Source organism: Nonomuraea sp. NPDC050202, assembly GCF_040656115.1.
In the GTDB taxonomy this organism is placed as follows: Bacteria; Actinomycetota; Actinomycetes; order Streptosporangiales; family Streptosporangiaceae; genus Nonomuraea.
Window position 1 is genome coordinate 802,807 of record NZ_JBFALF010000003.1, and the last position, 11,893, is coordinate 814,699.

Annotated in this window: 12 protein-coding genes; 5 read left to right on the forward strand and 7 right to left on the reverse strand. The window is 72.9% G+C overall.

Annotated features, from left to right (window positions below; all coding sequences use genetic code 11):
• Positions 1–29: 29 nt before the first annotated feature.
• Positions 30–2,447 carry a glycoside hydrolase family 95 protein gene (locus AB0I79_RS13670; RefSeq protein ID WP_357871570.1) on the reverse strand — a complete coding sequence of 806 codons (2,418 nt, stop codon included), beginning with the start codon at positions 2,445–2,447 and terminating at the stop codon, positions 30–32.
• Between the two features lie 37 nt (positions 2,448–2,484).
• Between AB0I79_RS13670 and AB0I79_RS13675 the strand changes: the two genes are divergently transcribed.
• A complete protein-coding gene (locus AB0I79_RS13675) occupies positions 2,485–3,312 on the forward strand; it encodes an amidohydrolase family protein (protein ID WP_357871573.1) in 828 nt (275 codons plus the stop codon).
• On the opposite strand, the gene AB0I79_RS13680 is transcribed toward AB0I79_RS13675, so the two are convergent.
• From AB0I79_RS13680 to AB0I79_RS13705, 6 genes are read right to left on the reverse strand one after another with little or no spacing between them, the layout of a single operon-like run.
• A complete protein-coding gene (locus AB0I79_RS13680; RefSeq protein WP_357871576.1) occupies positions 3,309–4,358 on the reverse strand; it encodes an aldose 1-epimerase family protein in 1,050 nt (349 codons plus the stop codon). The genes AB0I79_RS13675 and AB0I79_RS13680 overlap by 4 nt on opposite strands.
• Positions 4,355–5,068: an SDR family oxidoreductase gene (locus AB0I79_RS13685; protein ID WP_357871579.1), complete on the reverse strand. Its 714-nt coding sequence runs from the start codon at positions 5,066–5,068 to the stop codon at positions 4,355–4,357. Before AB0I79_RS13685 ends, AB0I79_RS13680 begins: the two co-directional genes overlap by 4 nt.
• A complete protein-coding gene (locus AB0I79_RS13690) occupies positions 5,065–6,099 on the reverse strand; it encodes a hypothetical protein (RefSeq protein WP_357871582.1) in 1,035 nt (344 codons plus the stop codon). Before AB0I79_RS13690 ends, AB0I79_RS13685 begins: the two co-directional genes overlap by 4 nt.
• Positions 6,087–7,277 carry a CoA transferase gene (locus AB0I79_RS13695; RefSeq protein WP_357871584.1) on the reverse strand — a complete coding sequence of 397 codons (1,191 nt, stop codon included), beginning with the start codon at positions 7,275–7,277 and terminating at the stop codon, positions 6,087–6,089. Before AB0I79_RS13695 ends, AB0I79_RS13690 begins: the two co-directional genes overlap by 13 nt.
• A 2-nt stretch (positions 7,278–7,279) precedes the next feature.
• Complete coding sequence (locus tag AB0I79_RS13700; RefSeq protein ID WP_357871587.1) at positions 7,280–8,044, reverse strand: enoyl-CoA hydratase/isomerase family protein; 765 nt, start codon at positions 8,042–8,044, stop codon at positions 7,280–7,282.
• A gap of 15 nt (positions 8,045–8,059) precedes the next feature.
• Positions 8,060–8,776, reverse strand: coding sequence for a FadR/GntR family transcriptional regulator (locus AB0I79_RS13705; protein WP_357871590.1), 717 nt, complete (start codon positions 8,774–8,776; stop codon positions 8,060–8,062).
• A gap of 112 nt (positions 8,777–8,888) precedes the next feature.
• Between AB0I79_RS13705 and AB0I79_RS13710 the strand changes: the two genes are divergently transcribed.
• The 4 genes from AB0I79_RS13710 to AB0I79_RS13725 all read left to right on the forward strand — a co-directional run bounded on the left by AB0I79_RS13710 (position 8,889) and on the right by AB0I79_RS13725 (position 11,808).
• Positions 8,889–9,590 (forward strand): FCD domain-containing protein, encoded by a 702-nt coding sequence (locus AB0I79_RS13710; RefSeq protein WP_357871593.1) that lies wholly within the window; start codon positions 8,889–8,891, stop codon positions 9,588–9,590.
• Entirely contained in the window at positions 9,587–10,240 is a 654-nt protein-coding gene (locus AB0I79_RS13715) for an aspartate/glutamate racemase family protein (RefSeq protein ID WP_357871596.1), read from the forward strand. The genes AB0I79_RS13710 and AB0I79_RS13715 overlap by 4 nt, the downstream gene beginning before the upstream one ends.
• Positions 10,233–11,510: a RuBisCO large subunit C-terminal-like domain-containing protein gene (locus tag AB0I79_RS13720; protein ID WP_357871599.1), complete on the forward strand. Its 1,278-nt coding sequence runs from the start codon at positions 10,233–10,235 to the stop codon at positions 11,508–11,510. The genes AB0I79_RS13715 and AB0I79_RS13720 overlap by 8 nt, the downstream gene beginning before the upstream one ends.
• A 70-nt stretch (positions 11,511–11,580) precedes the next feature.
• On the forward strand, positions 11,581–11,808 hold the full coding sequence (locus AB0I79_RS13725) for a four-carbon acid sugar kinase family protein (protein WP_357871602.1): 228 nt from the start codon (positions 11,581–11,583) through the stop codon (positions 11,806–11,808).
• Positions 11,809–11,893: the final 85 nt, after the last annotated feature.

Here is an 11,893-nt window from a genome sequence, read left to right on the forward strand (position 1 = left end):
GCGGGCGTGCGGCGGAACCCCGGGTCACGTCAGGCCGACGGCGTCACCTCGTACGTCGCGCCCCGGCGGGTGTCGAGGACGACCACGCCAGGCTCCGGCCGCTCGACCCGGACCGGCCGGCCGCGTTCCGTGACGGTGACCGGCCCGGCGGTGCGGAGCGTCAGCTTGCGCCCCAGCCGCGAGCGGACGCGACCGCGCCGGAGCGCGCCGCCGTCCCACGACACGTCCACCTCGAACCCGCCCCGCGCCAGCAGCCCCCGGTACGACCCCGCGGGCCACGCGGCGGGCAGGACGGGCAGCAGGTGCACCTGGTCCCCGTGGCTCTGTAGCAGCATCTCCGTGATGCCCGAGGTGCCGCCGAAGTTGCCGTCGATCTGGAACGGCGGGTGCAGGTCGAACATGTTCGGCGCGGTACGCGCGGGCACCAGCAGGTTGCTCAGCCGCTTGTAAGCCTCGGGGGCGTCCAGCAGCCGCGCCCAGAAGTTGATCTTCCAGGCCAGCGACCACCCGGCCCCCGCCTCGCCCCGCAGTTCCAGCGTGCGCCGGGCAGCGGCGGCCAGGTCGGGAGTCAGGCGGGGGTCGATCTGGTGGCTGGGGAACAGGCCCCACAGGTGGGAGATGTGCCGGCTGCGCGACAGCGCCGCGTCGCCCCGGTAGTCCTCCTGCCACTCCTGGATCTGCCCGAGATGCCCCACCTGGTTGGGCACCAGCCGCGAGCGGGCCGCCGCGGCCTGGGCCCGCATGCCCTCCTCGACGCCGAGCAGCTCCGACGCCTGCTCGAAGGCGGTGAACAGGTCCCGCAGGATCTGCATGTCCATGGTGGGCCCCGCGCAGATGGAGACGTTCTCGCCGTTGTCCTCGTGGTGGCCGACCTCGGGGGAGTGCGACGGGTTGGTGACCAGGTAGCCGGTGCGGGGGTCGGTCTGCAGGGTGGCCAGGAAGTACTCCACCGAGCCCTTGATCAGCGGGAAGTGCTCGCGCAGCCGCCGCTCGTCCCCGGTGTACTGGTAGTGCTCCCAGAGAGTCAGGCACAACCACGCCCCGCCGGTCGGCCACACGCCGTAGAAGGCGAAGTCCACGGGCGCGGTGCCGCGCCAGCCGTCGGTGTTGTGGTGGGCGACCCAGCCGGGCGCCCCGTAGGTGTCCCTGGCCGTGCGGGCGCCGGTCTCCGACAGGTCCTTGATCAGGTCGAAGAGCGGGTCCATGCACTCGACGAGGTTGCCGGGCGCGGCGGGCCAGTAGTTCATCTGGCAGTTGATGTTGATGGTGTACTTCGACTGCCACGCCGGTTCCATGGAGTCGTTCCAGATGCCCTGGAGGTTGGCGGCGTAGCCGGGGGCGCGCGAGCAGGAGATCAGCAGGTACCGGCCGTACTGGAAGTACAGGGCGGCGAGCTGCGGGTCCGTGTCGAGCTGCTTGCGCTGGATGCGCTCGTCCGTGGGCAGCGCCGCCGCCTCCGAGGTGCCCAGGTCGATCGAGACCCTGCCGAACAGCCGCTGGTAGTCCTGGACGTGCCTGCGCCGCAGCACCTCGTACGGCCGCCCGCCCGCCTTCGTCAGATGCAGGCCCGCGACCTGTGCCGGATCGCCGCCGACGTCCTGGTAGCTGCGGTAGCTGCTGCCCATGGAGATCAGCAGCGTGACCTCGTCCGCGCCCTCGACGACCAGCGTGCCGCCGTCCACGCGCACGGTGCCGCCCTTGGCCTCGGCCCTGGCCAGCGCCTGGAAGCGCACCTCTCCCGGCATGCCCTCGGTCTGGCCGCTGACGCCGTTCAACGCGATCGTGGCCCGCCCGGCGCCTACCGAACTGGACTGCTGCGGGCTGGAGAAGGCCGCCGTGAACGAGATCGAGCCACGCCGGTCCGCGGTGTGCCGCAGCACGATGACCTGGTCGGGGTTGCTGGCGAAGACCTCGCGCTCGTGCCGCACGCCGTCACGGGTGAACCGCACGCTGGTGACGGCGCTGGTCAGGTCGAGCTCGCGCCGGTAGTCGGTGAACTCGGCCGAGCCGGGATAGCTCAGCGTGAGGTCGCCGAGCACCTGGTACCACGCCTGTTCGCTGGGCGTGCCGAGCAGCTTCTCGTCCGCCAGGTTCTGGGCGGCCTGCCACTTGTCCTCCCAGACCAGCCGCCTGATCTCCGGCAGCGCCTCCAGGGCGCCCGGGTTGTCGTAGTTGTGCGGCCCGCCGGCCCAGATGCTGTCCTCGTTGAGCTGCAGCCGTTCGGTGGCCACGCCGCCGAACACCATCGCGCCCAGCCGCCCGCAGCCGACCGGCAGCGCCTCCAGCCACACCTCGGCCGGGCGGGTGTACCAGAGCTTCAGCGCATCGGCCTGCCTGTCGTCAGCCCATGCCGGGAGGGCGTCGGCACCGCTCACGATCAGGGACCCGGCCGCCGCACCTAACCCGGTGGCGAGCACTCCGCGCCGCGTGTATCCATTGCTGGTCACTGTTGATCACTCCTGTCGCATACATAGGATGTCTGTCGTGAATCGCATCGATGCCCACCACCACGTCTGGGACCTGTCCGCCCGCTCCCACGCCTGGCTCGACGCCGCCAAGATGGCCCCGGTACGCCGCACGTTCACCCTTGATGACCTCGCCGGGAATGCTGCCGCCACCGGTGTGACCGCGACCGTGCTGGTGCAGGTGCTGCCCGATCTCGACGAGACCAGAGACTTCCTGACGCTCGCCGCAGAGTCAAGACTTGTGTCGGGAGTCGTCGGATGGATCGACCTGACCGAGCCCGGCGCCTCCGACACGCTGGCCGCCCTGCCGGAGGGGCTGGTGGGCGTGCGTCACGGCGTGCAGTCCGAGGCCGACCCCGCCTGGCTCAACCGGCCCGACGTGCGCAGGGGGCTGGCCGCCGTGGCGGACGCGGGGCTGGCCTACGACCTGCTGACGCTGCCCCACCAGCTCCAGGCCGCCATCGACACGGTGAGCGCGCTGCCGGAGCTGACGTTCGTGCTCGACCACCTGTCCAAGCCGCCGATCGCCGCGGGGGAGCTGGAGCCGTGGCGCGGCCGGATCCTGGAGCTGGCCGCGCGGCCCAACGTCTTCTGCAAGCTGTCGGGGATGGTCACCGAGGCCGACTGGGATTCGTGGCGCACGTCCGACCTGCGGCCGTACGCCGAGACGGTGCTGGAGGCGTTCGGCCCCGAGCGGGTCATGTTCGGCTCCGACTGGCCGGTGTGCCTGCTCGCGGCCGGGTACGACCAGGTCGTCTCGGCCGCGGACGAGCTGTGCGCCGGGCTGTCGGAGAGCGAGCGGGCGGAGGTCTTCGCCGGCACGGCCCGGCGCGCGTACAAGCTCTAGGTGGCGCTCTCCACCCTGAACGTCGTGTGGTACGTGCGCGACTCCTGCGGCCCGAGCCAGATCATGCTGCCGTCCTGCCGGGCCGCGGCGTCGCCGGACACGTGGTGCGTGGACGGCTCCAGCCCCACCGCGTAGTTGCCCGAGCGCAGGTTCAGCCACTCGAAGAAGTACGGGAACTCCGCCGCCCGCCACTCCACGGCCACCCGCATGCCCAGGCGGTCGTTGGCCACGGCCACCCGGTGCAGCCCGTCGGGCCGGGGGACGAGCGCGTGCTCGTACACCTGCTCCACGAACCCCGGCACCGGCCCCGGGAACGTGAGGTGGTCGGCCTTCTGCTCGGCCACGCTGTCGCTCTGCCACAGCGTCTCCCGGATGTCGGCCTCCAACCTGGCGCCCTCGTCGAGCAGCGGCCAGCCCAGGTTGATGTGGTAGAGGTACATGTGCGGCGTCGGCTCGAACCCCGCGTTCGTCACCGTGTCGACCAGCCGGATCTCGTCGCCGCCCAGGTCGGCCTCGATCCGCCGCACCAGCCGCAGGTTCTCGGCGAAGACCGCCGCCTGCCGCACCTCGCCCTCGGCCCACAGCACGCACCGCTCGCCGTCCCACCGCTCGCCGTAGCCGGTCAGCCTGGCGGGCAGGTTGCCGGCGCGGCCGTGCAGCCCGTGCCGTACGGACTCGCGCGGCGGATACCGGTACGCGTCGGCCGGCACGTCCCCGCCGAACAGCGTGTGGTCCAGCCCGGCCGTCACGATCAGCCCGGAGAACGAGCGCAGCCACGACAGCCCGTCCTCGTCGTTGTGCTCGTGCAGCCCCGGATGGCGGAACCCGGTGGGGGAGCGCCAGCCGAACGCGCGCCCCGCGTGCTCGGCGTGCCCGAGGTCCATGCACCGGTCGACCAGCACCTCGAACGCCAGCCCCGAGCCGGTTCGGAACTCCAGCGCCCTGATCCCGCGCTCCACGCCGTCGCCCAGCGTGACCAGGCGGACCCCGCCGGCCGCGCTCAGGTCACCCGTCAGCTCGGCCAGCCGCCTGCGGTCCGGCATCATGCCATCACCCACCCTCCGTTGACTTCGATGGTCTGGCCCGTGACGAACGAGGCGTCGGGGCCGGTCAGGAACGACACCACGGCGGCCAGCTCGTCGGGCGTGCCGCGCCGCTGCAGCGCCTGCCGCTCCAGCACCATCCGGTTGTACGCCTCCAGGTCCTCGTGGATCTCCTCGGCGGCCGTCGGGAACGCGCCGGGCGAGACGCAGTTGACCCGGATCTCCCCGGGGCCGAGCTCGCGGGCCAGCGCCCTGGTGAACGCCGCCGCCGCGCCCTTCGTGGACACGTACGCGGCCAGGTCGGACCAGCCGCCGTGCATGGTGATCGAGGCGACGTTGACGATCGCGCCGCCGCCCAGCTCCGCCATCTGGCGGGCCGCGTGCTGCGCGCACAGCCAGTAGGCGCGCTGGTTGACCGCGATCACGTGGTCGTACTCGTCCAGCGGCACCTCCAGGAACGGGCGGGCCGGGTAGACGGCGGCGTTGTTGACGAGGACGCCGACCGGGCCGAGCCGCGCGGCCGTCTCCTCGAACGCGGCCTCGATCGCCGCCGGGTCGCGCAGGTCGGTCTTCAGGTTGAGCGCGCCCTCCAGGCCGCCCGCGTCGACGTCGAGTGCCGCCACCCGGTGGCCGTCGGCGGCCAGGCGGCGCACGATCGCGCGGCCGAGCGCCCCGGCGGCGCCTGTGACGAGCGCCGTGGTCGCCGTGGTCATGCTGTCCTCCATTCCTCGTGCAGGGTCTTGAGCAGGTCGCGGGCGGGCGTTCCGGCGAGCAGGCCCTCGCGGATCAGCGCGGACGACCGCTCCTGCAAGGCGATGTAGCCGGGGAAGCGCGGCCTGACCCAGGCGGCCTCCATGGTGGCGAGCGTGTCGCGGTAGAAGCCCGGGGTGTCCCATACGGCCCGCGCGGCCGGCTGTCCGCCCGTGGCCGGGAAGAGGGTGCCCTGCACCGGCGCGGACGTCAGCCGCAGCAGGTGCGCCCGCACCGCCTCGCGGATCTCGCCGATGCGGCGCCGCGAGACCACCAGCCCGGTGCCGCCGAGCACGCTGCCCGGCGCCCGTCCGGGCCAGGCGGGCGCGTCGCCGAAGGTGAGCGGATAGGTGACGTACCCGTACAGCAGCGGGCACCAGTCCACCTCGCCGGCCGCCATCGCGTCCAGCACCCCGATCGGGTTGCGCAGCGACACCGCCGGGTCGGCCAGGGCGAGCAGCTCCGCCATCAGCTCCAGCGCCCGCTGCCCGGCCTCCTCGTCGAGGAAGTCCCCGCACGTCACCGCGCAGAACATGAGGAAGGCGTGCGGCCCGCCGAGGCACAGCGCCATCCGCCCCGACCGCGCCGCCTCGCGGACCCCGGGCCACGACGACGGCACGCGCACGCCCGGCCGGGCGGCGGCCACCTGCGTGGCGGCGTCCAGCGGCAGCGCCCACTGCCGCCCGTCCAGCCGGTAACTGTCCAGCGAGCGGCCCGCGAACCGCAGCCCGGCCAGGTCCTCCGGCTCGAACAGCTCCTCCATCGGCACCAGCGCGTCCGTCGCCGCGCCCAGCCCAGGGTGATCGATCACCATCACGTCGTACGTCCGGCACAGCTTCGCGATCGGCTCCGACTCGAAGCCTTCGAGCGGCTGCCGATCCCAGGTGATCGGCTCCGGCACCGCCCCGTACGGGTTCGCCCCCGCCAGGTCGAGCCGCGTCAGCTCGTCCAGCGGCGCGTACCCGCGCGGATGGTCCCAGGTCAGTCCTCGCATGCCAGCACGCCCTCCGCCGCCAGCTCGGCCGTGCGCTCGGCGGAGTACCCGAGCTCTTCGAGCAGCTCCCTGGTGTGCTCGCCCACCAGCGGCGCGCCCCTGCGCACCCCGGGCGGGGTGGCGCTGAACCGGTACGGGAAGCCGGGCGTGGTGACCGTGCCCTCGGTGCGGTGCTCGTAGGTGACGAACGAGCCGTTGTGCTCGACCTGCGGATCCTTCACCAGGTCCGCGTAGCCGTACACCGGGCCCGCCCACAGGTCGTGGCGGGACAGGATCTCCAGCCACTCGTCCGTGGTGCGCTCGGGCAGGCGGCCGGCCACCAGCGCGGTGATCTCGTCGCGCCGCGTGTGGCCGTCGGCGTCGCCGTCCATCGCGGCCAGCTCCGGCAGGTCCAGCGCCACGGCCAGCCCGTCCAGGCGGGGCATGCCGAGCGCGATGAACCCGTCCTTGGTGGCGAAGACGCCGTACGGGGCGCGGATGTAGGTGTGGCCGTGCGGCTCGCGCCCGCGCCGCTGCGGCACCTTGCCGACCGTGAAGATCGACAGCTCCTGCATCTGCACGGCGACGGCCGCGTCCAGCATGTTCACGCTCACCCGCTGGCCCTCGCCGGTGCGCTCGCGGTGCAGCAACGCGGCCAGCGCGCCCTCGAACGCGCTGTAGGCGGTGATGGCGTCGATCGCGTACGAGCCGGCGGGCGCGGGCGGGTCGCCCTCGCGGCCGGTGCTCAGCATGGCGCCGCTCATGGCCTGCAGCAGCAGGTCCTGGCCTGGACGGGAGATGTACGGGCCGGTCTCGCCGTAGCCGGACATGGAGACGTACACGATGGACGGGTTCAGCCCGCTGATCGTGCCGTAGTCCATGCCGAGCCGCTCGGCCACGCCGGGCCGGTAGTTCTGCAGGAACACGTCGGCCGTCGCCGCCAGCCTGTGCACGATCTCGCGGCCCTCGTCGGACTTGAGGTTCACGGCGAGGCTGCGCTTGTTGCGGTTCAGCGACAGGAACGAGGCGTTGACCCGGTTGCCGTTGGCGCCGCCCGCCGGGGCGTGCCGCTGCCACTCGCCGGTCACCGGCTCCACCTTGACCACGTCCGCGCCCAGGTCGCCCAGCCGCATGGCGGCCAGCGGGCCCGCCATCGCGATGGACAGGTCCACGACGCGGTAGCCGTCGAGCACTCCCATGGTCATCGCCCTTCGAAGACGGGCTCGCGGCGGGCGGCGAAGGCGGCCCTGCCCTCGGCCGCGTCGGCGGTGGCGAAGCAGACGGTCTGCAGGTCGCGCTCGTACTGGATGGCCTGGTCGAGCGGCATCGAGTAGGCGGCCTTGAGGTTGGCCTTGGCGGTCTGGGCGGCGATCGGCGGGCGCTTGGCGATGGTGTGCGCCAGCGTCCTGGCCGCCTTCATGAGCTGGTCGGGCGCGTGAACGTCGGTGACCAGCCCCCACGCCTGGGCGCGGGCGGCGTCTACGGGGTCGCCGGTGAGCAGCATGGTGGCCGCGTTGCTCGGGCCGACGGCGTGGGCCAGCAGCGCCGACTGGCCGCTGCCGCCGATCCAGCCCAGCTTGATCTCCGGCGCCGCGAACGTCGCCGTCTCTGCGGCGAGCCGGATGTCGCAGGCCATGGCCAGCTCCAGGCCGCCGCCGTAGGCGTAGCCGTTGACGGCCGCGATGATCGGCTTGCGCAGGGCACGGACGGCGTCGCCGTAGTCGCCGCGGTTGCGGAACTCCCACGGCGTGGCGTACTCGTCGAGCTCGCGGATGTCGCTGCCCACGCAGAACGAGCGCTCGCCGGCGCCGGTCAGCACGGCCACGCGGAGGTCGGGGTCGGCGTCCACCCGGCTCAGGCAGGCACGCAGCGCGGCGGCCATGTCGGGGGTGATCGCGTTCAGCTTGGCGGGTCTGTTGAGGATGACGACGGCCACGGGGCCATCGACCTCGAGGAGGACGTCCAAGGGGAGCCTTTCCAGCTAACAGCAGAGACGTACGTGCTGCTCGGCGTCTGCGCGGGCCACTTCGACCACCGTACGCATGGCCTCCTCGGCCTTGCGGTGGTGCCGGCGCCTGATCGCCTGGGCCACGCGTTCGTGGCCGGGCAGCGTTTCCTTGTTGTGCGCCACCGAGCGGGTGTGCACCTGGCGCACGGACCGCAGGGCGATGCTGATCATGTCGTAGACGTAGAGCAGCAGGTCGTTGTCGGCGGCGGCGAACACCGCCTGGTGGAAGGCCAGGTCGGCCTCGATGAACGGCTCGGGGTCGTCGGCCGTGGCGTACAGCGCGGCCAGGGCCTCGTCGATGCGCCGCACGGCCGCCGCGTCGGCCCGCTCGGCCGCCACCCTGGCCGCGCCGGGCTCCAGCGCGACCCGCAGGTCGGCCAGCACCCTGATGTCCTCAGGCCGGGGCTCGGGCTCGAAGCGCCAGCTCAGCACGTCGGCGTCGAGCAGGTTCCAGGACTCGCGGGGGCGCACGATCGTGCCCGCGCTCCTCCTGGTCTCCAGCAGGCCCTTGCCGGCCAGCACCTTGACGCCCTCCCGCACCGCGGAGCGGCCCACGCCGAGCTCGCCGACGAGCTCCTCCTCGATGGGGATGGACGTGCCGGGGGCCAGCGAGCCGCCGACGATGCGGGCGCCGAGGGCGTGCACGACCTGGACGTTCCTGGCCGAGTCCCTCTGGGGATCAGTTGCCACGGCTCCGCACGCTATCCCGCGCGCGCCCGTTTTCATAGACCTTCATCAGATGAAGTTGGATTTTCATCTGATGAAGTGACATTGGCGCACTTTGGTCGTACCATTCGAGCAAATGGTACGACCAATTGAGGTGATCACCGTCGATCCCGTCTCCGCCGCCCTGTCCGGGCTGATCAGGGAGCTCGGCGAGGGCGCCAGGCTGCCGCCCGAGCGGGAGCTGGCCGAACGCCTCGGCGTCAGCCGCACCGCGCTGCGCGACCGCCTGCGGCTGCTCGACGCCTTCGGCGTGCTGAGCAGGCGCCAGGGCTCCGGCACGTACGTCCAGCGGCTCGACCCCCAAGGGCTGGAGACCGCGCTCGACCTCGCCCTGTCGGCCAGCCACCTGACCATCGAGTCCCTGCACTCCGTACGCGTCGCGCTCGAACGCCAGGCCGCCAGGGAAGCCGCGCGCAGGGGCGACCCGGTCGCCATCGCCCACGTCGGCAAGGCCCTGGCCGACATGGAGGCCGCCGCCGGCGCCGAGGACATCGACCACGCCGACTTCGCCTTCCACCAGGCGCTGCTGCACGCCACCGGCAACCCCGCGCTCACCTTCTTCGCCGACGCGATGACCGGCGTGCTCTTCCGCGCCGTACGCCAGCGCCGCGACCGGCTCAAGACCCACCCCCGCGACAAGGAGGTGTCGGTGGCCGCCCACCGGCCCCTGTACGAGGCGCTGCTGGCCGGCGACGCGGACGCCGCCGGGCAGGCCAGCGACGACCACTTCCAGGTCTGGCACGACCTGTTCACCCACCCCCGGATGGAGCGGCCTTGACGGCAACACTCGGACTCGTCCACACCTCGGCCACGCTGGTGCCGGTGTTCGCCGAGCTGTGCGCGAGACACCTGCCCGGCGTCGAGACGTTCAACATCGTCGACGACAGCCTGATCAAGAACACCATCGCCGCCGGCCGCCTCACCCCCGAGACGGCCCGCCGCGTCGCCGGCCACATCGGCTCGGCGGAGGCCGCCGGCGCCTCCCACATCCTCGTCACCTGCTCCTCGATCGGCCCGGCCGTGGAGGCGTCCGAGCCGCTGACCGGCGTGCCGGTGCTCCGCGTGGACCGGCCGATGGCCGACCGCGCGGTCGCGCCCGGCCGCCGCATCGGCGTGCTCGCCACCCTGTCCACCACCCTGGAACCCACCGCCGACCTCGTACGGCGGCGCGCCCTCGCGGCCGGGGCCGGGATCTCGCTGGAGGCCCGGCTGTGCGAGGGCGCGTTCGAGGCGCTGATGAGCGGCGACGCCGCCACCCACGACGCCCGCGTGGCCGAGGCGCTGAGCGAGCTGGGCGGGCAGGTGGACGTGGTCGTGCTGGCCCAGGCGTCGATGGCGCGGGTGGCCGGGACGGTCCCGGTGCCCGTCCCGGTCCTGGCCAGCCCGCCGCTGGCCATGGAGCACCTGGCGAAGGAGCTGCATGCGTGAGCCGGCGGTGAACCAGGACTCCGGCCGCGAGCTGACCGTGGCCACGTACCAGGTGGTGACTCGCCTTCCCCTGGAGCAGGCCGTGAGCGCGATCGCGGGCGAGCAGAGCACCGGCACGTTCGTCAGCGTCGCCGGCGAGACCGACGAGCTGCGCGCCCGGCACAGCGCGGTCGTGCTCGACATGACCGAGATCCCCGCACCGATCACCGAGGCCCTGCCGGGGGCACGCGGCGACAAACCGCTGCACGCCGCCCTCGTCCGCATCGGCTTCCCGCTGGACAACACCGGGCCGTCCCTGACCAACCTCTTCCCCGTGGTCGCGGGCAACCTCTACGAGCTGCGCGAGCTGGCCGGGCTCAAGCTGGTGGACCTGGAGCTGCCTGCCGCGTTCGGGCAGGCGTACCTGCCGGCGGGGTTCGCCGTGGCGGGCACCCGGCGGCTCGTCGGGCGGCCGTCCGGGGTGCTGATCGGCACGATCGTCAAGCCCAACGTCGGCCTGCGCCCGTCCGACTACGTGGACCTGGTGCTGGAGCTCGGGCTGGCCGGGGCCGACTTCATCAAGGACGACGAGGTGAACGCCGACTGCCCGCCCGCGCCCCTGCCACAGCGCATCAGGGCCGTGACGGGCGCGCTCGACGAGGTGGAGCGGCGTACGGGGCGGCGGCCGATGTACGCCTTCAACATCAGCGACGAGCCCGACCGCATGGTGCGCAACCACGACCTGGTCGTGGCCGCAGGCGGGACCTGCGTCATGGTCAACCTCAACGTCGTCGGCTTCCCCGCCGTGGCCATGCTGCGCCGGCACGCCAGGGTGCCCATCCACGCGCACGTCACCGGCATCGGGGCGCTGGCCAGGCACGCGGGGCTGGGAATCGGGCACCTGGCGTACCAGAAGCTGGCCCGGCTCACGGGGATCGACCACCTGCACTGCGGGGGGTTCCACAGCAAGTTCTACGTCACGGACGACGACGTGGCGGCGATGGTCGCCGCCGTGCGCACGCCGCTGCTCGGCGGCTTCCCCTGCCTGCCGGTGCTGTCGTCGGCGCAGTGGGCGGGGACCGCGCCGGTCACGCTGGAGCGGACGGGGACGGACGACCTGCTGGTGCTGGCCGGCGGCGGTGTGCTCGGCCACCCGGACGGTCCGGCGGCCGGGATCACGAGCATCCGGCAGGCCTGGGCGGCGACGGTCGCGGGCGTGCCGCTGTCCGAGGTGGACTCGCCGGAACTGGCCAGGGCGCTGGAGCACTTCGGCGGGGCGGTGGCACGGTGAGGGTCGCGTCAGGGCGGGCCGGCGTGGCGTCGCGCGCGGCGGCGTTCCGGTGCGGTGGGGCGGTGCCGTCGTGACGCTCGTCGCCTTCGTGGCCGACGACTTCACCGGCGCGACGGACGCGCTGTGGCAGTTCCGGCGGTTCGGGCTGAGCGGGTCTCTCGTCACGGACGTCGCCCACCTGCACGACCGGGACGACGTCATCGGCATCGCCACCACCGCGCGGGCGTCGGCCGATCCGGTGGCGTCGGCGCTGCCTGCCCTGCGGGCCGTGGCGGCGCTCGGGCCGCTAGTGCTGTGACCGGAAATGATCACCGGGTTGGCGTGCAGGGTGGCCCTGCCGATTGGATGGGCTGATCACGTTCGATCAGCGCTCGGGAGGCCAG

Bases quoted from the DNA above. Each gene is read 5' to 3' on its own strand.
- AB0I79_RS13680 (WP_357871576.1), bottom strand. From the start codon at position 4,358: ATGATGCCGGACCGCAGGCGGCTGGCCGAGCTGACGGGTGACCTGAGC.
- AB0I79_RS13685 (WP_357871579.1), bottom strand. From the start codon at position 5,068: ATGACCACGGCGACCACGGCGCTCGTCACAGGCGCCGCCGGGGCGCTC.
- AB0I79_RS13690 (WP_357871582.1), bottom strand. From the start codon at position 6,099: ATGCGAGGACTGACCTGGGACCATCCGCGCGGGTACGCGCCGCTGGAC.
- AB0I79_RS13695 (WP_357871584.1), bottom strand. From the start codon at position 7,277: ATGGGAGTGCTCGACGGCTACCGCGTCGTGGACCTGTCCATCGCGATG.
- AB0I79_RS13710 (WP_357871593.1), top strand. From the start codon at position 8,889: ATGGTACGACCAATTGAGGTGATCACCGTCGATCCCGTCTCCGCCGCC.
- AB0I79_RS13720 (WP_357871599.1), top strand. From the start codon at position 10,233: ATGCGTGAGCCGGCGGTGAACCAGGACTCCGGCCGCGAGCTGACCGTG.